This is a genomic window from Asticcacaulis solisilvae (genome assembly GCF_052327315.1).
GTDB lineage: Bacteria > Pseudomonadota > Alphaproteobacteria > Caulobacterales > Caulobacteraceae > Asticcacaulis > Asticcacaulis solisilvae_B.
Genome location: NZ_CP166196.1, coordinates 2147564 through 2173282, shown reverse-complemented (window position 1 = coordinate 2173282; position 25719 = coordinate 2147564). Strand labels below are relative to the sequence as shown.

Annotated in this window: 23 protein-coding genes; 7 read left to right on the top strand and 16 right to left on the bottom strand. The window is 64.6% G+C overall.

The annotated features are described in order from the left end of the window. Nucleotides 1–39: 39 nt before the first annotated feature. The 4 genes from AB8717_RS10200 to AB8717_RS10185 form a co-directional block, all read right to left on the bottom strand. Entirely contained in the window at nt 40–2061 is a 2022-nt protein-coding gene (locus tag AB8717_RS10200; protein WP_443747227.1) for a hybrid sensor histidine kinase/response regulator, read from the bottom strand. Between the two features lie 9 nt (nt 2062–2070). Next, nucleotides 2071–2400, bottom strand: a complete 330-nt coding sequence (locus tag AB8717_RS10195) for a circadian clock KaiB family protein (protein ID WP_443747226.1) — start codon at nt 2398–2400, stop codon at nt 2071–2073. After that, on the bottom strand, nt 2400–4133 hold the full coding sequence (kaiC, locus tag AB8717_RS10190; RefSeq protein ID WP_443747225.1) for a circadian clock protein KaiC: 1734 nt from the start codon (nt 4131–4133) through the stop codon (nt 2400–2402). The genes AB8717_RS10195 and kaiC overlap by 1 nt, the downstream gene beginning before the upstream one ends. Nucleotides 4134–4282: 149 nt before the next feature. Further along, on the bottom strand, nt 4283–4945 hold the full coding sequence (locus tag AB8717_RS10185) for a hypothetical protein (RefSeq protein ID WP_443747224.1): 663 nt from the start codon (nt 4943–4945) through the stop codon (nt 4283–4285). Between the two features lie 98 nt (nt 4946–5043). Between AB8717_RS10185 and thpR the strand changes: the two genes are divergently transcribed. Beyond that, entirely contained in the window at nt 5044–5559 is a 516-nt protein-coding gene (gene thpR / locus AB8717_RS10180; protein ID WP_443747223.1) for an RNA 2',3'-cyclic phosphodiesterase, read from the top strand. On the opposite strand, the gene AB8717_RS10175 is transcribed toward thpR, so the two are convergent. Next, on the bottom strand, nt 5544–5762 hold the full coding sequence (locus AB8717_RS10175) for a superinfection immunity protein (protein WP_443747222.1): 219 nt from the start codon (nt 5760–5762) through the stop codon (nt 5544–5546). The two genes, thpR and AB8717_RS10175, sit on opposite strands and share 16 nt — an antisense overlap. 158 nt (nt 5763–5920) lie before the next feature. Here AB8717_RS10175 and AB8717_RS10170 point away from each other — a divergent pair, with 158 nt between their 5' ends. Then, nucleotides 5921–7102: a hypothetical protein gene (locus AB8717_RS10170; protein ID WP_443747221.1), complete on the top strand. Its 1182-nt coding sequence runs from the start codon at nt 5921–5923 to the stop codon at nt 7100–7102. An 84-nt stretch (nt 7103–7186) separates the two neighbouring features. Continuing rightward, nucleotides 7187–7558 carry a hypothetical protein gene (locus tag AB8717_RS10165; RefSeq protein WP_443747220.1) on the top strand — a complete coding sequence of 124 codons (372 nt, stop codon included), beginning with the start codon at nt 7187–7189 and terminating at the stop codon, nt 7556–7558. Nucleotide 7559: 1 nt separating this feature from the next. Here AB8717_RS10165 and AB8717_RS10160 read toward each other — a convergent pair whose 3' ends face one another. The 5 genes from AB8717_RS10160 to AB8717_RS10140 form a co-directional block, all read right to left on the bottom strand. Next, on the bottom strand, nt 7560–7784 hold the full coding sequence (locus AB8717_RS10160; RefSeq protein ID WP_443747219.1) for a type II toxin-antitoxin system ParD family antitoxin: 225 nt from the start codon (nt 7782–7784) through the stop codon (nt 7560–7562). A gap of 195 nt (nt 7785–7979) precedes the next feature. Next, nucleotides 7980–8735, bottom strand: coding sequence for a DUF1961 family protein (locus tag AB8717_RS10155; RefSeq protein WP_443747218.1), 756 nt, complete (start codon nt 8733–8735; stop codon nt 7980–7982). A 101-nt stretch (nt 8736–8836) separates the two neighbouring features. Then, entirely contained in the window at nt 8837–10294 is a 1458-nt protein-coding gene (locus AB8717_RS10150) for a hypothetical protein (RefSeq protein WP_443747217.1), read from the bottom strand. A gap of 20 nt (nt 10295–10314) precedes the next feature. Then, the gene (locus AB8717_RS10145) at nt 10315–11748 is read right to left on the bottom strand and encodes a tetratricopeptide repeat protein (RefSeq protein ID WP_443747216.1); all 1434 of its coding nucleotides are present in this window, start codon (nt 11746–11748) and stop codon (nt 10315–10317) included. A 69-nt stretch (nt 11749–11817) separates the two neighbouring features. Then, nucleotides 11818–12540, bottom strand: coding sequence for a hypothetical protein (locus AB8717_RS10140; RefSeq protein ID WP_443747215.1), 723 nt, complete (start codon nt 12538–12540; stop codon nt 11818–11820). A gap of 148 nt (nt 12541–12688) precedes the next feature. Between AB8717_RS10140 and AB8717_RS10135 the strand changes: the two genes are divergently transcribed. Further along, entirely contained in the window at nt 12689–13741 is a 1053-nt protein-coding gene (locus AB8717_RS10135; protein WP_443747214.1) for an alginate lyase family protein, read from the top strand. Nucleotides 13742–13743: 2 nt separating this feature from the next. Here AB8717_RS10135 and AB8717_RS10130 read toward each other — a convergent pair whose 3' ends face one another. Further along, nucleotides 13744–14304 (bottom strand): YbhB/YbcL family Raf kinase inhibitor-like protein, encoded by a 561-nt coding sequence (locus AB8717_RS10130; RefSeq protein ID WP_443747213.1) that lies wholly within the window; start codon nt 14302–14304, stop codon nt 13744–13746. Between the two features lie 194 nt (nt 14305–14498). After that, entirely contained in the window at nt 14499–15536 is a 1038-nt protein-coding gene (locus AB8717_RS10125) for a LacI family DNA-binding transcriptional regulator (protein WP_443747212.1), read from the bottom strand. 348 nt (nt 15537–15884) lie between these two features. Here AB8717_RS10125 and AB8717_RS10120 point away from each other — a divergent pair, with 348 nt between their 5' ends. Together AB8717_RS10120 and AB8717_RS10115 are read left to right on the top strand one after the other, a co-directional pair. Then, nucleotides 15885–18641, top strand: coding sequence for a TonB-dependent receptor (locus AB8717_RS10120; protein ID WP_443747211.1), 2757 nt, complete (start codon nt 15885–15887; stop codon nt 18639–18641). A gap of 65 nt (nt 18642–18706) precedes the next feature. After that, nucleotides 18707–19639 (top strand): glycoside hydrolase family 16 protein, encoded by a 933-nt coding sequence (locus AB8717_RS10115; protein ID WP_443747210.1) that lies wholly within the window; start codon nt 18707–18709, stop codon nt 19637–19639. Here AB8717_RS10115 and AB8717_RS10110 read toward each other — a convergent pair. Continuing rightward, entirely contained in the window at nt 19632–20762 is a 1131-nt protein-coding gene (locus tag AB8717_RS10110; RefSeq protein ID WP_443747209.1) for an acyltransferase family protein, read from the bottom strand. The two genes, AB8717_RS10115 and AB8717_RS10110, sit on opposite strands and share 8 nt — an antisense overlap. Nucleotides 20763–20912: 150 nt before the next feature. Between AB8717_RS10110 and AB8717_RS10105 the strand changes: the two genes are divergently transcribed. Continuing rightward, nucleotides 20913–21287 (top strand): hypothetical protein, encoded by a 375-nt coding sequence (locus AB8717_RS10105; protein WP_443747208.1) that lies wholly within the window; start codon nt 20913–20915, stop codon nt 21285–21287. Nucleotides 21288–21366: 79 nt separating this feature from the next. Here the strand turns inward: AB8717_RS10105 and AB8717_RS10100 are convergent, their stop codons facing one another. From AB8717_RS10100 to AB8717_RS10090, 3 genes are all read right to left on the bottom strand, one after another. Next, nucleotides 21367–21705, bottom strand: coding sequence for a hypothetical protein (locus AB8717_RS10100; RefSeq protein ID WP_443747207.1), 339 nt, complete (start codon nt 21703–21705; stop codon nt 21367–21369). Between the two features lie 145 nt (nt 21706–21850). Continuing rightward, nucleotides 21851–23287, bottom strand: coding sequence for a hypothetical protein (locus tag AB8717_RS10095; protein ID WP_443747206.1), 1437 nt, complete (start codon nt 23285–23287; stop codon nt 21851–21853). A 14-nt stretch (nt 23288–23301) separates the two neighbouring features. After that, nucleotides 23302–25584, bottom strand: a complete 2283-nt coding sequence (locus AB8717_RS10090; RefSeq protein ID WP_443747205.1) for a hypothetical protein — start codon at nt 25582–25584, stop codon at nt 23302–23304. Between the last annotated feature and the right edge of the window lie 135 nt (nt 25585–25719).

Sequence of the window (25719 nt, the reverse complement as noted above, 5' to 3'; positions counted from 1 at the left end):
TGCACCAGTTCCGCATACCCCCCGGCCGGCCGCTGCGCCCTACGCCTGCCGGTCCTTCACGAACCCGTCCAGAACGGCCTGCAACTTGTCGTAGTCGACCGGCTTGACCATGTGGTGATGGAACCCCGCATCCGATGCCATCTGGCGGTGCTCGGACTGCCCCCAGCCTGTCTGGGCGACGAACAGCGTGTCCTGCAATTCCGGCTTTTGCCGCATCAGCCGGCAGATATCGTACCCGTTCATCCCCGGCAGCCCGATATCCAGCAGCACCACGTCCGGCCGGTATTCGGCCGCCAGGGTCACGGCATCGCCGCCGTTATGCGCCAGCCGGTAATCGTGCCCCATGGTTTCGACCAGCCAGCCCGAGGTCTGCGCCAGCGCCGGATTGTCCTCGACGATCAGAATGCGAAGACTGCCGGCTTCGCGGGCGCCCTCTCCCTCAATCGACGCATCCGTCGCGGCTCCGTCCGCGACCGGCAGGGAAACCGTGAAAATGCTTCCCTTCCCCGATCCCGCGCTTTCGGCTGAAACCGTGCCGCCATGCATGTCGACCAGGTTGCGCACCAGGGTCAGGCCAACGCCCAGCCCCCCGTGGGCCCGCTCCAGCGAGTCGTCGACCTGGGTGAACATGTCGAAAATGCGTTCCAGCATATCCGGCCGGATGCCAATACCCTGGTCGGTAATGCGCACCGCAACCCGTCCGGCTTCACGCGCCACCAGGATCTCGATAGTGCGATTGCGCTCGCTGTATTTGCAGGCATTGTTGAGCAGATTGGAGAAAATCTGCGTCAACCGCGTAAAATCGCCTTCCAGCCAGATATTTTCATCGACCGGATCCCGTCGCAACGTATGGCCGAACTGCGCGACCAGCGGCTCCGACGTCTCCGCCGCCACCCGCAGCACGTCGGCCAGCCGCACACGCTCGCGCTTCAGCTCGATCGTCCCGCGCGTGATGCGCGACACGTCCATCAGGTCGTCCACCAGCCGCACCATGTTGCGCACCTGCCGGTCCATCAGCGCCAAGGCCTTGTCCTGCACCTCGACGCTGACCCCCTCGGCCGCCAGCAGCCGGATGCCGTTGCTGATCGGCGCCAGCGGATTGCGCAGCTCGTGCGCCAGGATCGCCAGGAACTCCGTCTTGCGCCGGTCGGCGACTTCCAGCGCCCGCTCGGCCTTCTTGCGCGCCGTAATGTCGGTAAAGGTCAGCACGACGCCGCGCACCGCTCCGCCCTTGGCGAACAGAAAACCGGCCGACAGGATCAGGTGATTGTCGCGCCCGTCCACGCCCGTATGCACGACTTCCCAGCTCTTGGTCTCCGGCGCCGCGACGATCATCGCGAAGGTCAGCGGCCTCAGCTCCCCGTCCACCGGTGCCCGCAACGGCAGGCCGTCATCGACGGTGCGGTTGCTCAGGTCCGCTCCGGCCAGCCGGGCCGCGGCCCGGGAAAAGCGCGCCACGCGGCCTTCCCGGTCGCAGACGACAACGGCGTCGCCGACCTGCTCCAGGATCGATTGCGCCAGAATTTCCTCGGATACCAGGCGCTCGCGCTCGCGCTCGGCTGTCCGGTCGGTCAGCATCAGGCACAGTCCGGTCGGATTGTCCTTCAGCGGCCGGACCGAAAACGAAGCGGCGACATTCCGCCCGTCGGCCGTGCGCACGATCAGGTCGCGTTCGATCTCGCGCATCTGGCCGTCACGCAGCAGGACTTCCATCGCATGCAGGCTGGCCGGCGCCACCATGTCCTGAACCGGCTGGCCTGTCAGCGAATTGTCCGGACGCTGCACCAGCTCGGCAAACTGGGCATTGCTCTGCAAAATGGTCCCGTCGCGCGTCAACAGCGCCGTGGGGTGCCGCACCTGGTCGACGATCAACTGATAGGTCTGCTCGGCCGGCCCCAGCGTCAGGATCGTCGTCTGGTCGTCGCCCTCGACGACGACCGCGTCGATCTCGCCGCTGCGGATGGCGCGCAGCGTCTCCCGGCTCTCCTCCAGCTCCTGGCGAAGCCGGCCGATCTCGACTGTAAGCGCCTCCATGTCGGAGGGCGCACGGGTATCTGGCATCGCAGACTCTTACGCGGGCTTGATCTGCAATCCCACCAGGGCGCGCTCGGTATTGCTGAGATCGCCGATGATCTTGCGGATGGGGTGGGGCAGCTGGCGCACCAGGGTCGGGATCGCGACGATCTCGTCCCCCTTGGCCAGTTGCGGGTTCTTCATCAGGTCTATGATCTCGATCGTGTAGCGCCCTGCCAGGTGCTCTTCACAAATCTTCTTCAGGTTCTCATAGGCGCGCACCGACTTCGGCGTCTGCCCGGCGACGTAGAGCCTGAGCTGGAAATGCTCGTTGGCATCGCCTTCCATGTGCAGGGTGTCTTCGAAGGGACGGGAAAGGTCGGTCATCAGATAGTCTCCTTGTCCGTGCCCCGCCGGGCCGCCATGTCATCACGCTGCGCCTCGAAAATGCGCTCGCTTTCCTGGAACTCGTCGTCAAGCCGCGCAGCCTCCTCGGCATCGGCTTCGAACGCCGCCTGCAGCGCCAGGATCTGCGCCTGCAACGCCTTGCGCTTGCGTTCCAGCGTCCGGCCGCGGCTTTCGCTTTCCAGCTCACGCGTCCGCCGCTGCGCCATTTCCCGGGCTTCCTGCTGGATACGCGCCGATCCGGTCAGCACGCCTTCGGGGCCGACATAGACATCCCTCAGGTCGATGCCGTGTTCCGAAATGACGAACTCGCGGATCTGGTTGGAGTGCTTGGTCCCGCGCGACTTCAGCACATACATGCCGCGGTTGCGCTCCCCGCCCAGTTCGATGTCGCGCAGCAGGATCCACGTGTCGATCAGCGACGAAATCCCCATGTCGGTCGCTTCGGCGGCCGCGGCCGCCGCGCTGACCGTACCGTTGCCACTCGTCAGATTGACGAAAACCGCCGTGATGCCCTGCATCTTCAGGAAATCGACCAGCCGCAGCAGCATCGACGCCGCTTCCTTCTCGCTGCCCGCCGCTACGAAGTTGCTGATCGGATCGACGATCACCGTCGAAGGCTTGAACGCCTTCACCTGCTTGTGAATCTCGGTCAGGTGCAGTTCCAGCCCATGGAAGCTCGGCCGCGTCGCCACGAACCGCAACAAACCCTTGTCCTCCCACGGCTGCATGTCCAGCCCGATCGACCGCATATTGCGTTTGATCTGGGCCGGCGCCTCTTCGAACGCCAGGTACAGGCATCGCTCGTTACGCGCACAGGTCGCGTGCGCGAAATGCGCCGACAGGCTCGACTTCCCCGACCCCGCCGTCCCCGAAATCAGCACCGACGATCCGCGATAGATGCCGCCGTCCAGCATCGTATCCAGCCGTTCGACGCCCGTCGACACGCGCTCGTCCGACACCTGGTGAACCAGGCCCAGCGACGTCACCGGCAGGACCGAGAAGCCGTCCTCGTCGATCAGGAACGGATATTCGTTGGTGCCGTGCGACGTGCCGCGATATTTGACGATGCGCAGACGCCGCGTCGAAGTCTGCTCGATGACGCGGTGATCCAGCAGGATCACGCAGTCCGAAACATATTCCTCAAGCCCTTGCCGCGTCAGCGTGCCGTCGCCGCGCTCGGCGGTGATGACGGCCGTCACGCCCTTGTCCTTCAGCCAGCGGAACAGGCGGCGCAATTCCGCGCGCAGGATGGCCTCGTTCTGCAAGCCGCCGAACAGCGTCTCCAGCGTGTCGAGCACCACGCGCTTGGCGCCGATCGAATCGATCAGGTAGCCCAGCCGGATGAACAACCCTTCCAGGTCGTATTCGCCCGTTTCCTCGATCTCCTGCGGGTCGACATGGACGTGGTCGACGACCAGCTTGCCCTCCGCCTCCAGCGCTTCCAGATCGAAACCCAGAGACGCCACGTTCTGCTTCAGCTCTTCGCTGCTTTCCTCGAAGGCGAAAAAGACGCCCGGCTCGTCGTAGCGCGTCGCGCCCAGCACCAGGAATTCCATGGACAAAAGGGTCTTGCCGCAGCCCGCGCTGCCGCAGATCAGGGTCGGCCGCCCGCGTGGAAAACCGCCCTCGGTAATCTCGTCAAGGCCGTCGATACCCGTCGGCGCTTTGGGAAGCGTCCTGCGAGCGGTCAAATCCCGAGAACTGTCAGCCATGTAACCCTTTCAAACCCAGCCTTACCGTCACACCCTGACAGAGACTCGCCGCCAGGGTTTGGCGCATCGCGCCCCCAATGGCTTAGCTAGGGTTTGTCGTAATAAAAAAACCATATGTTTGTCGGAGCCTAAAAAATCCCCCATAAGTTTCAATTGGATACTTGCGGTCTGCTTTTACCCTCGACCAGCCGCACCAGGACGGCAATGACCATATAGGAAATCAGGGCCACGACGGCTTCGTCACGCGCGGTTGCCGGCGACACACCGAACTCACCCGCCACCTCCAGCGCGGACAGGCCGGCAATAAGTCCCCACATCGCCGCCTTACGCCAGGCGCTCAGCCGCACCCCGAGCGTCCAGACGACTCCCCCCGCCACCAGGACCGCGATCTCCACGCCGAGGTTGAGCAACCGATGCTCGCGCAAGCCCAGCCCGACCTTCATATGCTCTCCGATCAGCGGCAGATCGGGCGGATGCGACACGAAGTCGAGCACCCAGTGCGAAAACGCCGCCAACGCCACGACCACGAAGGTCCGCCACCTCTGCCCCTTGAACGCCATCGCCGCGATCGCGCCCAGCAACACCGACAACAGGACCGATCCCAACAGCCCGTGCGACCACGGCATATCGTAAAGATCGAGCGGACTGGCCTCGGTGAAGCCTGGCGTGATTCGTGCGTGCTCGACCCCGGTGAGAATAAAGACCGACCACCAGAAATCCAGCCACTGCACGGCGATGAACAGCACCCACAACGGCACCTGCCCCGTTGCGGGCTTGGCCGCAAACGAAACCCCGTAATGTCCTACGAACATGATAGCCTCCCTGCTTTTTGACAGGCTATCGGGCTGGCTGCCTTGGGGAAATCCGCCGGGACTGGACTACAGCCATACGAAAACGCATAGATGACGGCATGCCCCGCCTCTTCGTCGCCATCGATCCGCCCGCCGACATCAAGACGCGCCTCATCGCTGCCATGGACGGCGTTGCCGGTGCGCGCTGGCAGACGGCCGCGCAACTGCACCTGACCCTGCGTTTCATCGGCGATATCAGCGACGAGACGGCGGGCCGGATCGCCCAGGCCCTGGCGGCCATTGACCATCCGCGCTTTGACTTGACCGTCTCCGGCAGCGGCGCCTTCGAAAACGCCCTGTGGGCCGCGCTCGCGCCCAACCCTGCCCTCTCGGGCCTGCAGGCCAAGATCGAGGCGGCCATGGTCATGGCCGGCCTCGCCCCCGAGGCCCGTGCCTACATTCCACATATCACCCTGGCGCGCCTCAACCGTGGCGCCGACTGCCAGACCTTCCTCGATCGGACACGCGACCTCGCCTGCCCGCCTTTCGCCGTGACCGAATTTTGCCTCTACGACAGCCAGCTGACGCCAGACGGCAGCGTCTACACGATTATCGGGGGCTACCCGTTATATTGACGGGCGCTTTTCGTCTGTCCCACGATCGCCCAGATCAAGGTGCCGATCCAGCCGATCCCCGACCAGCCGAGCAACAGGTTCAGCACGATCACCAGACCCGTAGACCTGTGCCGGCGGGCCAGCGCCACGATCGATGGCACGAAATACATCGCCAGAAGGATCGGCGATATGAACAGCAAATGGAAAATCGAAAACCCGCCCATGGCGTCCCTCCCGTTTGACGGGCCGACGGTAAGTTTTTTTCACGGGGGTCGCAATCCCTTAGATCAGACTTAACCACCGCAGGTGTACTGTAGCCTTATGCCGTACAGCCGGTTCCGGCCCCGCGGCGCTGTCGTTACTGCCTACGGATTGCCTGTATATGTCCCGTGTCGCTGCCGCCGCGCGCAACCCTCACGCCTCCAGCAAGGGGCGCAACAAGGTCCCGCGCGAATTCCGGAACCTGGCCAATCTCGGCGAGACGGCCTCGACCAGCCGCATCCTCAACCTGGCCCGCGTCGCCGCCGTGTCCAGCGGCGAGGACGGCTATAACGAACAGCCCTTCTTTCGTAATCCGCAGCTCAACAAGGCGATCATCGTCAAGCACACCCTGCGCTCGAACGAAAACGACCTGTTCGACCGCGAGCGCCGCACAGCGACCAAGATCATCCTGCCCTTCGACGCCAACGACCTCAGGCTCGGCGGCAGCACCATCTTCATCGGCCAGCGCGGCTTTCGCGAATTCTGCCGGGAATTCTTCTCCAGCGGCTCGGAAGGCTCGGACGCCGACATCCGCCTGCTCAACCAGCTCGACGAAATCCCGTCGCTCGACCCCTTCCTGCTGCGCGAATATATCGGCCGCCAGGGCTTCAAGCCCGCGCCCTGCTACCTCAAGATCGCGCCCGCCGACGTCGAACGCATGGTCGCCTTCGCCAACGAGGAAATCGCCAAGCTGGTCAAGATGGCCTTCGGCGCGGAGGTCAACGACGCCTCTGTCAAGCTGGCCTCGAAAATCCTGTCGCACGACCTCGACCGCGAACTCGACCCGCTGAAGATGACGCTCAAGCTGTCGGACGCCGAATTTTCCGACGGCATCTTCTCGTGGCGCGGCTTCCTATATTTCAAATGGCGCCACCTCCAGCTCCACAAGGACCTGATCAGCGTCACGCGCGGCCTGATGGACTTCCGCCCGCACGGCTTCGTCGAACCGGCCCTGGCGGAATACCTGACCAATATCCGCCTGCGCATGATCGACAAGATCTTCCGCGCCGTCACCGACCTCGGCAAGACCCTGCGCGTCTACGACGACGCCTACGACGCCCTGGTGCGCTGCGAGGACGCCTCGCTGTTCCGCCAGTTCCTGCTCGACGGCCCCGCCCTCTTCTTCGAGCTGGGCGAAGGCCTGGCCGTGCTCGACCACATCAGCTCGTTCTGGAACTACCGCATGGCGGCAGGCAAATCGGCCCCCCGCCTCGACGGCGTCGAATACGCAGAACTTCTGGCGGATTTCGACGAAAGCCTGTCGTCCATCTGCGCCGAGGAAGACGCGCCGCTGCTCGCCTGATTTCCGCATTACGCGAAAAATGCACCTGTCCTTATTGACAGAACAGGGTTATCGTCTCCTCGGGGCAACAAGAGGGAGGTACCCATGAAAGCGATTCTTTTCCTGTCCGCGGCCGCTGTTTTCGCCGCGTCCACAGCCACGGCTGAAATCCGTCCGGACGATTCTCGCGCTGTCGAAGACCGCGTCGCGGCCGCCGACGCCAAGGTGGCAACGGCCGACACCGCCTTCCAGGCCGGCGACACCCGCCAGGGCTGCAAAGCCTTGCTCGGCGCCGCCCATGAGCTCGACAGGAGCATCGACATCAGCATCCATATGATCGAGCGCGCCAACCAGTACGGCGAACCCCTCGAACGCCACGAGACCGTCGTCGTCATGCAGTCGCGCCTGCAAAGCATCGTCGACCGCCGCAGCGATATCCAGACCGAACTCCAGGACCGGTGCGCCCGCTCGGCCTGACCTAAGGCTGAAGCCTTAACTGACTACGGACGCGGTCGAACACCGACCGCGTCTCTACATCGTCGTACCGCATCTCGGGCACGGCCAGGGTCGGCGCGCCGGTCTGGCGCTCTTCCAGCAAACGCAAGGCTTCGCACATCAGTTGCGACACCGTGTCGAAATGCCCCGCGGCCAGCTGGTCGCGGATGAAGCTCTCGTAGTGTATTCCAAGATTTAGCGGTCTCACGGCTTCCCCCGAAGATGCGCCCCCGGAAGCGGTAATAGCGTACGGACCGAAACACACGCAAAGCGATTATATTGTGACACGAACCGTCACAAACCCGCACCGCTTATTCATAGAAAAGTAACCCTAACGCCCGTTCCGGACGGAGAAATCTTCTTCGCCCTCCCCATTTGTGGGGTGAGCGAGGCGAAGGAAAATCTACAGCTTAAACACCTCAAACTCCGAATACTTCGCCACCAGCGGCGCCATCTGCCGGAACCCGATGCTTCCCTGCCCCGGCACATTCGCTCCCGAAGCCGCCCATTCGACCACCTTCAGGTCATTTATGAAGAACTGAACCCCCGCCCGGCTCTTGCGCATACGAATGCGGTACGGCGGCGTCGCATCCTTGACGTCCGGCAGCGGATCGGCCCCCTGCGCCAGCAGTTCAAACCCGGGCGCCCGCCTCAGATTGCTCAGGTGAAACGCCCGCTCCTCGGGCCAGCGCCGACGGAAATAGGCGATCTGCAAGGCCGACACATCCGACTTGGTATATTGGTCGTACACGCCGGCGCGTGGCTTCAGACGCTTGTCCAGCACGTGGCAATCCCCGCCACCCGGCAATATCCCCCGAGCCGCGAAGAACAGGATGCACAATCCCGGCTCTTCCAGCGCGGTGAAATTCCAGCGGATCTCGATATCGTCCGGGAACACCTCGGGACACCAGAAGACGAAATTGGCCTCCTGCCCCTTGTCTGCCGAAGCCAGGTTATGCATTCGCATGGCGCCGGTATCGAAATCGAGCCCGACCTGGCCTTCCATGACCCAGTCCTTCACATCCCCCGCCGACTTCAGCGGGTTGTAATAGATGCGCTCCAGCTTCGGCGCGGCCGGCGCCTGCACCGGCTGCGCGGACGCGCCGCCGGCCAGGGCAGCGAAAGCGGCGCCCGAAGCGATTAACTGACGGCGGTCCATGGGCCTCTCCTCTGGCGGTCGGACGCTTTACACGCGTCCGCTCCGCCAAACCGTTGATCGATTATGCGCGTTTGCGCAAGTCCGATCACACCCCGGCCGCCCTAATATTTGAAGGACTTGTAGTGTATCCGCTTCTGCTCGTTGAGATAAAGCAGTCCCCGCGCCCGGTCCTCGAACGACATGACCGCGTCCAGCGCCTTCACGTCAGCCGTCGCCGGCAGCATGTCCAGCTGGTCGACCGATAACGCCGCCGCATACGCCTTCACCTGCTCCCCGAGCTGACGATACAGCTTTACGGCGTTGCGCGCGCCCACCGCATCCCCCATCAAACCGGCGACCGCGTAGGCTTCGGCCGCCCCGCGTACATCCGGCGGCGTATCTGTATAGGCCATGTCCCCCAGGTTCATGTCGGCGTCGGCGTTCTGGAAAGCCGCGCGCTCGAACCACCGTTTTGCCGCCGCCCGATCCGCCGGCACGCCATTGCCGTCCAGATACCGCAGGCCCAGGTTGACATCGGCATCCACCACACCGCTGTCGGCCAGCCGCGTCACGTCGGCAACGCTCAGGCCGGACATGTCGACCGTTACGCGGCCACTGGCGTCCGGCGCGGTTGCCGCCACGATCTTCAACCTCTCGGACGGCCTCATCAGCTCACGCAGGACGCCGCGCGCACTGGCGGCCTCGATCGCCGCCCGGCTTCCGGCGCTGACGTCCGCCTCGTCATGCAGCCAGGTGAGGTAGTAGTCCCGCCGGTGGACATTGCCGTCCGCGGCCTTGATCAGCCACGCCACCGCTGCGTCGAGGTCATGGGATACGCCCAGCCCCCGCACGGACAACTCGCCCATGAGCGACTGCGCATCGGCCGAGCCCGTCTCCGCCGCCTTGCGCGCCCAGTCCGCGCCCCTGGCGGGATCATAGCGCAGGGGCTCTCCGGCCAGGCAGGCATTGGCATAGGCCATCATCGCCGTGGCATCCCCGCCCGCCGCTTTCGCCGCATAGCGTGCCTCGAACGCCGCGATACGTGCGTCACGCGTCTTCAGTTTTTCCAGCGCCGCCGACGCGGGCTTATAGCCCCCGGCAATGGCCCGGGCATAATAGACCGCCGCCTGGGTGTCGTCCTGCGGCGCGCCCTCGCCTATGGCATAGAGCTGACCAGCCATGAACGCCCCGCGTGCATCGCCGTCGTCCGCCGCCTTGCGGAACCAGTGGAGCGCGGCGTCTTCATCCCTGTGAACCGGCGGAATGTGGCCGATGGCCATCTCACGATCATAGACGTAAAGTTCGCCGAGCCGCGTCTCCGCGGCCGCATAACCGCCCAGAGCGGCCTCCAGCGTGCAGACATAAAGCGCCTCTGTGTCGCCCAGTTCCGGCATCCGCTCCCACAGGCGGTCGGCTTCGCGAAACTGCTGTTCCGCCGTCTCGCCGGACTTCGCACAGGCGGGCTTCATCGTAACGTACCAGGGCTTTACCGGAAAGGACGCCCCCGCCATGACCTGTGCGTGCGCGGGCAGCCCTCCCAGGCAGGCCAGCAGACCAAGACAGGACAGGTGTTTCAACATTTTGCAGTCTCTGCGTCGCCTCATGTCGGATAGTGCTCCAGCTTCAGCCGGCAGGCCTGCGCCACCGCGGCAGCCCGCTGCTGTGGTGTCAGCTGCCCGCGCAGTCCGGCGCGCATCCCGGTTTCGTCGTCGAATATCAACAAGGCCAGCGCATAGGCCATGACCTTGTCGGCCGGCACGCCCTCGGCGCCGTCGCGATATATCAGGGCCGCGTTCTTCGCGCCCAGGCCGTCTCCCATCGCCCCGGCAGCAGCGTACCATTTTGCCGCCTCGGCCATGTCGGGCTTGCCCAGCTTGCCCGTATAATAAAGGTCGCCGAGGTTCATGTCCGCCGCCGGAAGCCGGTCGGCAATACGCAGGAGCAGGTCCCGTGCGCGCGACGGATCGGCTGTTCCCGACCGGCCGTCCAGCAATGCCACGGCCAGGTCGAACACGGCGTCCGGAGCCCCGCCCCTGGCCGCCTTTTCAAGGGCCGGAATATCCGCCTTGGCCGCGTCGGCTTCCGGCGCCCCGGGCGCAGCCGTAGCCGCGCCTTTTTTGCTCTTGTGGAATTCAGCGCTGAACGCCTCCATGCGGCGCTTGTGCGCCTCATCCAGCTTGCCGGTGAAATAGACCATGTTGATATCACCGGCAAAACCGCGCGCTCCGGCCGTCCAGGCCTTCATCAGCCAGTCGGCGGCGGCGTTGTCGTCGCGCTCCGTGCCCGATCCCGCGCGGTACATTCGCGCCAGCACGACCATGGCTTCGGTATTGCCGGCCTCAGCCGCCCGACGCATCCATTCGAACCCCTTCACCATGTCGAAAGGATACGGGTCTCCATCGATATAGGCTCTGGCGACATCCCGCATGGCGACCGCGTCCCCAGCCTGCGCCTTTACCAGCACCTTCGCCTCGAACGCCGCCACCCGCGCCGGCCGCTGCTCCAGGCTGGCCAGCATGCCCGCCGCCGGCCTGTAGCCCAACGCCACGGCCCGGCGATAGAGCGCCAAAGCCTTCTCGTCGCTTTGCGTCGTTCCGGCACCCTGCTCGTACATCCGCCCGGCTTCGGCCGCCCCCTGCCCGTCGCCCCCGTCGGCGCCTTGCCCGTACCAGTAGAGCGCGTCCTCGAAATCGACAAGCTGCGCCGGTATGATGGCGCCCCAGCCGGTTTCGCGCGAATGGCTGAGAATACGGCCCAGCAGCGTTTCGGCCGGAGCATATCCGGCCAGCGCGGCGCTCACGGCGCAAATGACCATGTTTTCTTCATCGCCGGACGCCGGACGCCCGCTATTCCACGTCCCCAGGGCCAGCGCATAGGCCGGCTTCGCGGACTGCCGGTCACCGCACCGCACGGGTTCGGACCGATAGACGGGAAAAACCAGAGGCTGGGCACGAGCCGGCAGGCACGCCGCACCCGCCAGGATGAAAACCAACCCCGCCCCCAAGGCGTGGCCCAGGTCCGGCCGCAAGCCCATGATATCCCCCCATTTTATCGCATCAGAATAGACCTGAATCCGGCGGCGTACAACCCGCCCCCCGGGGTCCTACGAAGCCGGGCTCCAGAACCCGTCCCTCGCATCCAGCAACAGCTTCCGGTACGGGGCAACATCGGCCATGGCCGCTTTCAGCGTCTCACCGACCAACGGTTTCAAAAAGTCAATCGCCCTGCCGGCGTCCAGGTCCTTGAAGGTCAGGAAAATCGCCAGGTCGAACACGATCTCGGCCTCCGGCAGCCAGGTCCACCGCGCGGGCGCCGCGTCCCAGACCTTCGTCTTCCGGAATCGTTCGATCGCCTGCGGGTCGGGCGCCATTACCTGGTCGGCGATAATGACGCCGAAGCCCATGAAACAGCTCGCGGCATTGGCCAGTTCCGGCCAGTTGTCCTCGTCGCACGGCGGATCTTCCTCCACGGAGGCCAGCACCCGCCACGCCATCTCATAGCCCAGCAGACAGACCAGCCTGTAGGGATCGTCACCGGTTTCCCAGGACACGATGATCGTGTTTTCGTCGGCCTCGCCCTCTTCGGCGACATCCAGGGACCAGTCGGACCGGCCGATAAAGGCCTTCATCTGCTTCAGGATTTCGCGCGCCAGATCGATGCCCGCAAGATCGCCGCGAAGCCGGAAATAGCCCCGCCCCGGCAGGACCAGCCGCGCATCGGCCACCATGGGCGTCCGCCCGAAATGCCGCAGGAACCAGCAGGCATTGTCGATGTGCCACTGCGCCGTGTCTTCGTCCAGCAACGGCTGCCGCTTGAAAGGCCACATGGTATTCCCCCCGAATATATCTGGCACCATGTCGCCGTTTTCGGCAGGATGCAAGGCGACCGGAACGGGTTGCGCTTCCAGTCGAACCCGCCTATGGTCGCCGACAAAAGAGGTCAAGTCACCTGACCAATAATAACGGAGTGGAAACATGCGCTCAGCCCTTCTGGCCGTGATGGCCCTCGCCCTGCCCCTGGCGGCCGCCCGGTCCGCGCACGCCGGCGACTGGTGTTCCGTATCCCCGGCCGAAGCCGCACAGTCCCTTCCAGCCGTGACCAAACGCCTTCAGCCCCTGCTCGACAGCCAGCCCAGGCCCATGGCGGTCATGCATACCGAAGGCACCCTGCCGCACCAGGGCATCCGCGACCAAAGCATAGAGGCGCGCAAGCAACTCCCGATCATGCGCGATGCCGCTTACGCCTGGCGCGCCGGCGCAGGCGACGCCTACCTGACATTGTCAATCCGGTATTTCAACGCCTGGGCCGCCGTCTACCAGCCCAATCTCAACCCGATCGACGAAACCAATTTCGACGCCTTTTTCGACACCTACGCCGTCATCGCCCCGCGGCTCGACCCCGCCGACCGGACGAAAGCCGACGCCTTCCTCCGCAAGTGGGGCCGTGACATCGTCGCCTCGGTCGACGCCCACAACGTCGTAAGCCAAAGCCCCCAGGCCCACACCTGGGACAACAACTGGCAGAGCCACCGCGTAAAGATCATCACCATGATTGCGGCCGCCACGGGGGACGACGCCCTGTTCAACGACGCCCGCCGCCTCTTCCAGGCCCAGGTCGCCGCCAATATCAAACCGGACGGCGAAGTGATCGACTTCGCCGAGCGCGACGCCCTGCACTATGTGATCTACGATCTGGAACCCTTCACCCAGGCAGCCCTGGCGGCGCGCATGCGCGGCGAAGACTGGTTCCACTACACCTCGCCGACCGGCAGTTCGGTGGCCAAGGGCTTCGCCTGGCTCTACCCCTACGCCAACGGCGACACGCCGCATGAGGAATTCAAGCACTCGAAGGTCGCCTTCGACGCACAGCGCGCAGCGGCCGGTGAAAAGGAATATTCCGGCGCGTTCGAGCCCGCCCGCGCCGGCAATGTCTTCTGGTTCGCATCGGCCTTTGAGCCGTCGTACCTGCCGCTGGCGCAAAGGCTGAAACCCGAAGCGCCCCTGTTCATCGCCATGTGCGGCAACTGATCCTAACCCGGCACCAGCATCCGGTTTGTCGAATAGGTTCCCATAACGGACGTGCTGCCCAGGCTGTGCTTGTCGAGCAGCGGCCGAAGGTCCTCCCAGGTAAAGCCCTCTTCCAGACGCAGCGACGGCGTGTCGACCGCGTGCAGGATGAACTCATAGCGGTGGGCGCGTTCGTCGTTCCACGGCGGGCACGGCCCGTCATAGCCGTTGACCGAATGGCTCTTCGGGCCGAAATCGTTGCGGCCGCGCACGCCGCCGCCGCTTTCGCCCTCTTCCAGCCCTGTCAGGTCCGCTGGAATATCGATCAGCAGCCAGTGGTGGAAATCGCGCCGCGGCATGTCCTCGGCCACGGTGCGGCCCAGCTTGTTGACATTGGACCGCTCGATCGCCGCGTCATGATCGACGACGACCAGCGCGAAGGACCGCGTGCCTTCCGGCGCGTGCGCCCAGCTCAAGGCCGGACTGACATTGCCGGCGGGCCGGCCATGCGGCGCGCACAGGGCGTGGCGCTCCGGGATCAACCGGCCATCACCGATGCCGGAAACGGAAAGTGCGAGTGTCATGGTGCCTCCCTGGGGCAAAAGAGTCCCGCCTCCAGGGATGTGATATCGAACGCCGGGAAGCGGTCTCCGCCGGCATTGCCGGCATTATTGGTCCCATATGCCGCCGTAACGTCTAAAAAATCGAGGACCGACCGCGTTAACCCCATAAGGATAGGGTTAAAACCGTTCGTTGTATCCTTCGTCTTATCCTCGCCTCAGCGCGCCGCAGCCGTCGATCCGCGCAACACTACATCGTGCTGCAGGATCAGACGTGGCACGGGACTTGGCCACGTGCCCGTTCCCAGCGGCGAAAGACGCGCGAACAAAAGGTCCGCCGCCGCCGCGCCCAGCTTCTGGACGGGCTGACGCACGGTGGTCAGGGGCGGCCACAGCATTTCGGACGCCGGCACATCGTCGAAGCCCACGACGGACAGGTCGCCCGGCAAGCTGAACTCCATCTCGTGCGCGACCTTCAGTACCGCCGCGGCCATCTCGTCATTGCTGGCGAAGATCGCCGTCGGCCGGTCCGGCCGCGACAGCAGACGCTGAGCACACGGCAGCGCCGTGAAATAACGGAAATTGCCGTCCTCGATCAGCCCGGGATCGACCGGGGCGCCCGCCTCGGCCATGGCCTGGGCGAACCCGGCCATGCGCAGTTGCGTCGCCGCGTGGTTGGGCAGCCCGCGCAGGAAACCTATGCGGCGGTGGCCATAGGACAGGAGATGCTGCGTCAGCTGATAGGCGGCCTTGCGCTCGTCCGTGCTGACCGACGGCGTATCGGCCCGCGCGTGCACCGGCGTCACGCAGACGAACGGAATGCCCGCCGCGTCGAGCGCCGCCAGCACGGCCGCGTTGTCGGTCAGCGGCGCCGTCAGCACCGCCCCGTCGAAGCGGTAGCGCCGCAAGAGGTTGCTTAGCCGCCGCTCGACGTCCGGGCTCTGGTAGTCCAGCTCCTCGACCAGCAGGTGGTAGCCGAAATACCGGCAGCGCTCGAGCAATCCGACCTGGATGTCGCTGGTATAGACGCCGCCCGGATCGCCATACAGCTGCGCGATCAGATGCGTGCGCTGCACCTGGCCGCGCATGTCGCGCGCCGCCACGTTCGCCTCGAACCCCAGCTCCGCGATCGCCTGGCGGACACGGACGCGCGTGTCGTCCGAAACGTAACGCTCGTTGTTGATGACCCTCGATACGGTCTTGATGGATACGCCCGCGGCCTGCGCCACGTCGATGATGGTGGGTTTCCGGTCCATGCCCGCCTTTATGCCACTGGCCCGCAGAACCCGGCAGGGTTCCGGCTACGGGCTAAAACTGTCTGTCTGCCTTATGGCATAACGGACAGACAATGTCTTGTCCACTCCGGACAGATAGGACACAACTGAAACGATCATTAAAGTTTTTTTGGTGTGTCATTTTTGCATTTTCATTTAATTACAAATAATTATTGGAATTCCACAATATGAAATGATTAAGATAACGTTGTCAGAAAAGATTTACAAAACGGCCACACGGACCCTACCAACACCCTACCGCTGCGGATTTTCCGGCCAAAGCCGGCCCGGGTGGGGGAACAAGACACAAGAGTCCGGAGGAACCGAAGAATGAAAGCGACCCTGATGGCCGGGGCGTCCATCGCCATGCTCGCCGGCCTGCTGGCCGGTGCGGCGCAGGCCCAAACCCAGACCCAGACCCAGACCAAGGACAAGACGTCCGCCAAGGATGACGACGCCGTCATCGTCACCGTCGAACGCAAGACGCAAAGCCTGCAAAAGTACGGCGGCACCGCGGTCAGCATCGACGGCAAGACGCTCAAGGAAACCGGCGTCCAGAACATCACCGACCTGGAAGGCAAGATTCCGGGCGTGCAGATCCTGCCCAACAGCAACAATATCGAAGTGTGGATTCGCGGCGTCGGCTCGTCCAACAACACCGAACTGGGCGACCCCGCCGCCGGCACCCACCTCGACGGCGTCTATATCCCGCGCCCCGCCGGCTTCGGCTCGGCCTTCTTCGACATCGACCGCGTCGAAGTGAACATAGGGCCCCAGGGCACGCTGCGCGGCCGCAACGCCACCGCCGGGACGGTCAACATCATCCCCTGGCACCCGGGCCTCAACATCTACCAGGGCAGCCTGGAAGTCGGCGCCGGCAATTACGGCCAGGAAAACGCCGAAGCCATGATCAACATCCCGTTCGGCGACAAGGTCGCCGTGCGCCTGTCCGGCATGCAGTCGGGCCACGGCTCCTACACGAAAAGCATCGGCGGGGCGACCAACGCCAAGCTGCCTGAAATCGAGGACAACACGGCCGGCCGCGCCCAGCTCCTGTTCAAGCCGAACGACCACTGGGACCTGCTGGTCTCGGCCGACGGCATCCATGAACGCGGCACGGGCGTTACCGGCACCAACTATGCCGGCGTCCTCGGCGCGGGCGTCGATCCCGACACCATCAAGGATCCGCGCAAGGTCTATACCTACGCCTATTCGCCGCACGTCGACACGGTGCACAACGGCCTGAAGGGCGACCTGAACTACCACGGCGACGCCTTCAACGCCGAGCTGATCCTCAGCTCCCGCCACCTGTTCAGCCAATGGAACGGCACGCCGCCGGGCCACCCTGACTGGGGTACCGGCACGCTCGCCAGCCTCAATGCCGGCGATTCCACCGGCAGCCTTGCGACCGACTGGACGCACTTCGAAACCCAGACCATGTCGAACTCGCAGACCCAGGAACTGCGTTTCACCGCCCCCAAGGGCGCGGCCTTCGACTGGACGGTCGGCGCCTTCAACTTCCTTGAGAAGCAGAAGGCCTTCCTGGAAGGCGTGTCCGACCAGAACGCCTACTACCAGGGCATCGAGTTCAACATGCCGCACGTCGACGGCAAATCCTGGGCGCTGTACACCGACAACACCTGGCATATGAACGACCGCAACCGCTTTACCTTCGGCGTGCGCTATACCGAGGACGCCAAGGAACGCGTGGGTGTCGCCGCCCGCTACCTGATGGCGCTCGGCGCCGACGACTACAACTGCTGCATGGGCCCGGTCATCGGCACGCCCGGTTTCGAATTCATGGGCATCGACCGCAAGGTCTGGACCATTCCCAACCCGACCGATCCCAACGCTGCCCAGGTCGGTCTCAACTTCTACCTCGGCGGCATCAAGTCGTTCGGCATCAACGACACCGTGCCGTCGATCTTCCCGAACGGCCAGATCCCGACGGGCCGCACCGGCCCGTGCGTGCCCAACCCGGCCACGCCCTACCTGGTCTGCGCCGCCGACGGCCTCTACCGCTACGAGACGATCGACGCCGGCGAGTTCTGGAACGAAGACGCCTCGATGAAGCAGCACTTCGTCGACTGGCGCCTGCGCTATGAAACCGACCTGACGCCCGACAACCTGGCCTATGCCCTGGTCGCCACGGGCAACAAGTCGGGCGGCTTCAACGACAATATCGGCACCGGCGGCATCGCGCCGACCTACCGCCCGGAACACCTGACCAACTATGAGCTGGGCTCCAAGAACCGCTTTACCTTCGCGGGCCTGCCGGCCAAGCTGAACGCCACGGTCTTCTATGAGGACTACAAGGACCAGGTGTTAAGCTCGCTGCTCAGCCTCAATGCGGTGGCGGCCTTCAACACGGCCCAGGGCCACACCATCGTGCCGCCGACCGGCTTCGCCGCCGGCGCCATCGTGGTCAACTACAATTACAACGCCGCCAACTCGGCCATCGGCGGCACCCAGATCGAAGGCGGCCTGCAGTTCCCCGAACACCGCATGACGGCCAATTTCAACCTGCTGTGGCTGCCGATCGCCAAGGTCATGCATTCGCAGATGATCGAGGACTTCCGCTTCCAGTCGGACGTCGACAGCGTCGGCGCCGGCATGCGCGACATCAAGGGCAAGCGTCTGCCGCGCACCGCCGAGCTCCAGTTCAACGCCAGCTTCACCCAGAAGTTCAGCCTCTGGGGCGGCCAGGCCGACTGGATCATCGCGCCGGGCTACCGTTCGAAGAGCTATTTCACCATCTTCAACGGTGAAGACTATGTCTACGAAGCCTACAAGGCCGGCACCCTGGTGGCGGGCTCGACGATCGACAACGCCCATCCCTACGGCGTTCCGGTCGCCCCCAACACGACGACCTACCGCATGCGCCTCGACGACACGCTTCCGGCCTACTGGACCGTCGACCTGGGCGCCGGCTGGACCTCGCCGTCGGGCAAGGTGCGCGTCGAAGCCTACGGCAACAACGTCACCAACGGCGTGCACACGGCGGGTATCCTGATCACCCAGTTCAACAATACCCGCTTCTTCACACGGCCGGCCACCTACGGCATGCGCCTGCGTTTAAGCTACTAGGCTGCTGACCCTGGCCGGAGACGGTAGCCCCCGCCTCCGGCCCTTTTTCCTTTCATGGAGCCCCCATGCGGACTGCCGCCCTCGCCCTCCTGTCGGCCCTGTGCCTGCTCGGCGCGCACGGCGCCGCCGCCCAAACCGCCCAGCCCTCTCAGTGGCATCTGGTCTTCGCCGACGAATTCGACGGCACGACGCTGGATGCCACACACTGGACCCCGGCCCAGGATTGCTGGGGCGGCGGCAACCAGGAACGCCAGTGCTACACGCGCCGCCCTGAAAACGTCGCCGTCCACGACGGCATGCTGGAACTGACCGCGCGCCTCGAAGAGGTGACCGGCCCCGCCCTGCCCGCCGACCAGCGCGATCCGGCGAAAGAGATCGCCCGCGCCACCAAGCCCTTTTCTTCGGGCAAGATCATGACGCGCGGCGCCTTCAGCTTCACCTACGGCCGCGTCGATGTCCGCGCTCGCCTGCCCCAGGGCCAGGGCGTGTGGCCAGCCATCTGGATGCTGCCTGAGACCGACACCTACGGTCCGTGGCCGAAGTCCGGCGAGCTCGACATCCTGGAAGCGGTCAATCTCGGCGCCAAATGCTCGTCTTGCGTCGGCCCGGTGGAAAACGACCTCTACGGCACCCTCCATTACGACCAGCCCTGGGAACAGTCCCAGGCCATCGCCCGCCTGCCCGCCGCGGCGCTCGGCGACTGGCACACCTATTCGGTCGAGTGGTCCGCCGACCGCATCACCTGGCTGCTCGACGACAAGCCCTACGGCTCGGCCAAACTGGCCAACTGGGCGCACGCCAAACCTTCGGGCCCCGGCCTGCCGCCGTTCGACAAGCCCTTCTACCTGATCCTCGACCTGGCGGTCGGCGGGCTCTGGCCGGAAAGCCACGACGAAGGCGGCGTGACGCTCGGCGGCTTCCCCAAGTCGATGCAGGTCGACTGGGTCCACGTCTATAGCTGCGACGGCGACGCGACGGCGCGGGCCTGCGTCAAATAGCCCCGTGTGGGCGTTCGCGCCGCAAGCCCAGCAGGAACAGCCGCGCCGGCCGCTCGACGAAAGCATAGGTCAGGTGCGACACCACCACGACGATCGCGATAAACCCTGCCGCATACAGCCAGCGCCCGGCCTCGGTCGGCACGCCAAGATGCGCCTTCGCCCACGGCATCAGGAACCAGAAGGCGCTGAACGCCACGCCGTGCACCAGGTACAGCGAATAGGAAATCCGCCCGAGGTACTGCAGAGGCTTCGTATTCAGTACGGCCTGCACCGCTCCGCTGTTGTGCGCCAGCCCGACGACCAGCAGCGCGAACGCCGGCACCACCATCAGATCGCCATACGGCCCGAAGGTCTTGAAGTGAAAGGCCGCCGCCAGGCCCGCCAGCAGGACAACCAGCACCAGATCGTGCCCGGCCCACTTCAGCGCCCCGGCCTTCCACGTCTTCCACACCGCCATGCCGATAACGAAGCCGGACAGACAGCGGAAGAAGCCCCAGTTAAAGGTGATATCGAGGTTCTTGTCCGGCAGCGCCGCCACCAGCCCGGCCAGACAGGCGAACGTGACGACCACCGTCAATCCCGCACTCCAGCCCGGCATCCGCACCCAAAACAATAACAACGGCAGGGTCGCGACATAGGTCCACCATTCCGCGCCGATCGACCACGACACGATGTCCCAGGACAGATAGACGTGCTGGTTCATGGCGTGCGTCATCAACAGGTTCGACGGAATGGCCTTCCACGCCATGAAGGTCTTCCACGACCCGTCCTGCACGCCGGGCAGAAACAGCGGATATGTCAGCGCGATCAAGACCACCAGCCCCAGACAAAAAAGATGCAGCGGATAGACCCTGGCCACCCGCGCCCACAGATAGTCGGCGACCGCCCGGCCCTTGCCTGCCCGCGTCATGCCCTCGGCATAGACGTGCGCGATGATGAAGCCGCTGAGGATGAAGAAGAAGTCGACCCACAGATAGCCTTTCGACAAAATCCCCGTGGCGTCGCGTGAAATGAGCGCCCCCATGTCGCGATAGAACAGGCTGACATCGATGTGAAACAGCATGACCCAAAGCGCCGCCACCCCGCGCATGGCGGTCAGCGATCCGATATATTTTCCAGCCATTTGCCCCTGTTCCCGGATTTTTCCCCGAGTTACGGGGATACCGGCACCGACCGCAATCAGAATACGTATTCGCAAAGCCGGGAATACGAATGCCCGCCGCATTGAGCCTGTCACACCCGACTGTTATCCTGAACCCAGGGAGGGACGATCATGCGTTGGAAAATCTGGCTGGGACTGGCCGCTGCCGCGATCGCCGCCGCCTATGTTGGTCTGGTCGGCGTCACCGTCATCCACTTCAACAGGGCCGATATCGCCGCCGGTTATTCGACGGTCTGCCTTCAGAAAAGCACCGTCGTGCCGGACGGTGACGACAGCCGATACGGCTGCCCCACGACAAGCGGCCTCCACCTCTGGGCCGGCGAAGACATCTATGTCTTCCTGCACACCGGCGGGGACGGCGACTTCACCCTGGTCTGTACCGGCGGCGACCGCCGCAGCGTCCAGCACCTGGGCTACTATTCCGGCGGCACGTCCAGCGAAATGTGGCGGCTCGACACCACCTGCGACGGTGTGGCCCCGCACTGAAACCCTGGTATTAGCCCGTCGACGACGCCCCGCCCGCATGACGAAAAAGGGCTCCTCGATGTCGAGGAGCCCTCCGGTCTCAGTCGTCTTCGACCGTCCGGCCGGGTTTTCGGGCCAGGAGCGGCCGCCCGATAAGCATCTGGACCAACAGGCCGACGAAGAAGCCGATCACCCCGGCGGCCACGACCGCCGGAAAGCTTATCGCCGACACGTCGGGCTGGATGGGAAACGGCAGGTGACCGCCGCTGGCGATGTTGGCGAACCACTGGGTAACCGCCGCCGTGACGGCCTGCCCTGCCCAGGTCCGGAACCCGCTGCTGCGCCGTATAGCGAAGGTGACGGCGGCGACGAGGGTCCCGACGATGAACTCGAGGGCGACCAGAAGGCCATGATCGGCGAGAATGGACAAGATATGCATGTTTGTTCCCTCCTGTATCGGATGCTTACCGGACCATGCCGCGGGAGCGGTCATCGCTCCCTTGGACAAGGCTAATATGCCGTAAACACGCGATGAGGGAGTAACGTCTGCTTACCTCTCCCTGCGAGGGTGCCAGGCGCCCGGGTCAGACCTCGAACAGGCCCGGCGCGCGCTTCCTTGCCCGGCCCAGCAGCGCGGCATTGGCCGGCCGTTCCAGCCAGTCGACCAGGCCTTCGCGCATCCAGTCCCAGTGCTTGCCCAGCAGGTCGTGCCCGTTCCCCTTCATGGCGCCGTACAGCATCTTGCCGAACTTCTCCGGGGTGATCGTCAGCCTGGTGGCGGGATTGGACGGGAAGAGCTTGGGGTTCTGCTTCAGGCCGTTACGCCCCCAGGTCTGGGGATTGGTAAAGTCGAGCTTGTACAGGCTGTCCAGGTGCTTTTGACCGAAATTGCAGTTGTCGTGCACGATAATGCTGTGGGCCACCATGAAACAGTAGACCATGGCCCGGACTTCCCCGTCGCTGTCCCTGACGAAACAGCTCAGCGCGTCCTCGCCGCCGCGCGCCCGGTCGTCCGGATCCCTGGCGTCCAGCATCCGGATGACCTCATCACACGTCTTGGCCAGCACCTTGCGCGGCGGCAGTTTCGTGCTGCCGGCCAGTTCGGTGACGATCGTGAACCAGTCCAGCACCGTACTGGTCTCGCGCCAGTCACCCGGCCCGCGCAGGCGGGGGTTCGATGTCGGCCGCTCGGCGACATTCAACGACCAGGTGCGCTGCATCGGGTCATAGGTCACCCGGTCGGAAAATATCGAAAACAGGTCGATTCCGTAGCAGGCATTGCCGAACCTGTCCCCTATCGGCAGGAAGATGGGCGGGTCCTGGCGCGGTATGGACTGGGCGCCGCCCTTGCAGGCATCGGCCAGGCGCCGCACCTGCTGCAGCGCCGTCGAATGATGAACGACGCACTGCCCATGGACGATGCTGTCGAGCAACATGACGCGCCAGCGCGGCAACAGGCGGCCAACCGCATGGGACAGATTGCTGGTGCGCTGCTTCTGGGCCGCCAGGTCTCCCGCCATGATCACGCTCAGCGGCTGGTCCTTCCAGTCTTCGCGGTCATGCGGCAGGAAGTCGTCATGCATCTCCTCGTATTCCCGCCAGATGCAGTCTTCCAGCGTCTCGTCTTTCCGGGGCCGCGCCGCCAGGGACCTGAGCAGTCCGTAAACCCGGATGGCGTCGGGTTCCTTCCTGAAGAAGTGCGGCGTCATGGACCGCATCTCCCAGGCCAGGGGCAACTGGTTGCCGTGCCCGTCCAGGGCCTGGCGCCGGGCCAGTCCGGCCAGGGCGTGGACCAGCCCGGCGGAATTCTGTTCCAGCGTGTTGCCGGCGCAGGGGTCGGACTTGTCCTCGCGGAAATTGATGTCGCTGGACAGGAAGTCGAACTCCAGCAGGTTCTGGCGGAATATCTCGCGGCAGTGGCCTTCCCAGCGCATGGGCGTGTCGTTCACGTCGATGAAGTGGGCCCGCTCCGATATGGGCGTGTCGTCCGGAAAAAACATCGCAAGATTACGGATACGCATGCCAGGTCCTCCGGTCAGGAAAGAAAGCCTTGATAGGAATAGCGGACCCGGCGCCGGCTCACGACTTCCCGGCGGAAGATCGAGTCCGGCACGCAGTCCATCACGCGGCGCAGGGACGCGATATCATGCGGCTCCCCGGCCGACGCCCAGTCCTGGATGTCGTTGTCGACCGCCGCCCGGAAACACCAGCGTCCGCCCTCACGGCCGATGGAAAAGTGCATGTCGATGTCACGGGTCGTCTGCTCCAGGTCGCACAGGAGCGCCGCCGACGCCCGGCCGGCATTGCGCAAAAGCTCGAACGGTCCCCACATCAGGGTCATCAGCTTGCCGTTCTCGCTCAGCCGGTCGCGCTCGCCGCGGATAAGGCGCCGGATGGGCCACGGCGGCACGTCGCGGGTCGTCAGTTCGGGAAAGGACGCCAGGACGGCGGAATCGGCCGTTATCATCGTGGTCCCGGGCCGATGCTCCAGCGTCTCGCCGCCCGGCCCTTCGAAGCGCAGGCTGTAGTTCAGTGCGATCGAGCGCGCCTCGTTCCGCCGCGACCCGAGCAGAATCCAGCGCTCGGCGAAGACAGTGCACAGGGTGACGGAATGCACGTAGTCGCGCCAGAACAGGCGGTCTTCCTCGACGGGATGCGTGTCGGGGTCGGACCAGTTGGCGTCCACCGCCTTGCCCTCGTCGCGCACGATGCTGCGCAGGAGCGAGGCATGGCATTCGAGCTGCCGGGCGCGATTGTTGACCATGACCAGCCGCACATAGGCCGCCTCCGGATCGACATCGTCGATCGAAGACAGCGCCATCAGGTCCTTGAGCGAATTGGCGAAGTCGTGGCCGGTCACCCCGATCTTGGTCAGGGTCTCGCGCGCCGCCGCCTCGCTGGCCTGCTTGCGCGCCGCCGCCTCCTTCACCAGGCGGCCCTCGGCCTCCTGCCGGTCCTGTTCCGCCTCCCGCCGGTCGCGCTCCGCCCGGACGCGAATGGTCATGGCCAGACGCTTGGCCGCCGGATGGATTACGGCGCGGATCATCCCCTCGACGTCGCGCTTCGCCTCCGCCACATAGTGCGGGTCCATCAGAGGACACCGGAAATGCATGCGTTCGAAACCCAGCAGATCGACCACGTCCGGCTCGTGATGCAGGTCGATGGTCACAACCTCCGTCGGCAGCCGCGAAAGCAGGCCGGGCAATTCAGTCTCGGCGGAGTTCGTCGTCTGCCGGCCGTTTTCAAGGGCGATCGACCGGCTGCACCAGAATCCCTTCAGCGCCTCCCAGAGATTGCGGCAGCTTTTCATCGTGCAGCCGGCGGGCGCCTCGAAATAATGGACCGCCGCCAGCAGATCGAAGGTCGCATTGTCCAGGACGGCGCTTTCCACCGTTTCCGCCAGCCAGTCCATCCGGCCGTCGCCGCCGTAGGCCAGGTGGTGGCCGACATGCTCCGAAAGCTCCTTGTTGTCATTGTAAGCGCCGCAGTAGAACCAGGCGGCGGCGGCGCGGTACTGCCCCAGTATGCGGATCGGCAGGAAGGCGATGCCGGGCGGCGATGTCCGCATGCGGGCCATGAAGTCCTTGCGCGGCTCGCCCGGACGCCTGAACTGCATGAACTCGGCCAGCAGGAAAGGCAGGGTCTCCGCATCGACCGGCGCGGCGCTGTTGCGGGCCACGTCGTCGGGCACGCCGCCCAGCACACTGATCGCCCGCCGCCACAGGGCGCCCCACCGCGGCAGGTCGGACAGGTAGTTGTCGAGAACGATCAGGCCTTTTTCCCTGGCGTAGTCCCGGTCATCCCTGGTCAGGGTGATCACGTTGCCGCGGCGCGCCATGGTCACGGCCAGGGCCTGCTCGAGACGCGACGGACTGGCCGACAGGGGTTGTTCACGATTGGCCAGGTAATAGCGCGCCCAGGCCGCCACCTTGTCGAGGTCCGGATTGGCTTCCAGGCAATCTTCCAGGATGCCGATAACGTCACCTTCCGCGGCCTTTCGCTCGGACAGCGGCATGACGGGCTTGCGATGCTCCTGTGCTTCCGGCGCGCCGGCGCGTTCGGGCTGGAAGCCCAGGCTGGTGATACAGGAATGACGGCCGTCGATGACCACGAAATGGAAGGCCGATCCGTCTTGTTCCGTAGAGAGCGCGAAAGCTCCGCGAATCCGCGAAAAGATGTCGTTGCGCGCCGAGAACTTGTCCATCTCGGCCTGGGTGAAGCAATGACACGCCGACTGCTTTGTATTGCCGGTACAGAGGGACGTCGGCACGCCTGACCGCTTGGCGCCGGCAGCGCCCATATTCGTGGAAATCAACACGCCCAACCCCCGGTTCGTGGTCAAAAACAACAGGCCTTCCCCCATTCATTGCATCGCATACGGACAATTGCAACCGGCGGCAGAATCCCATGTCAGCGCGTGTAAGCCGGCACCTTGTAAGCCGATGTAAGTCCG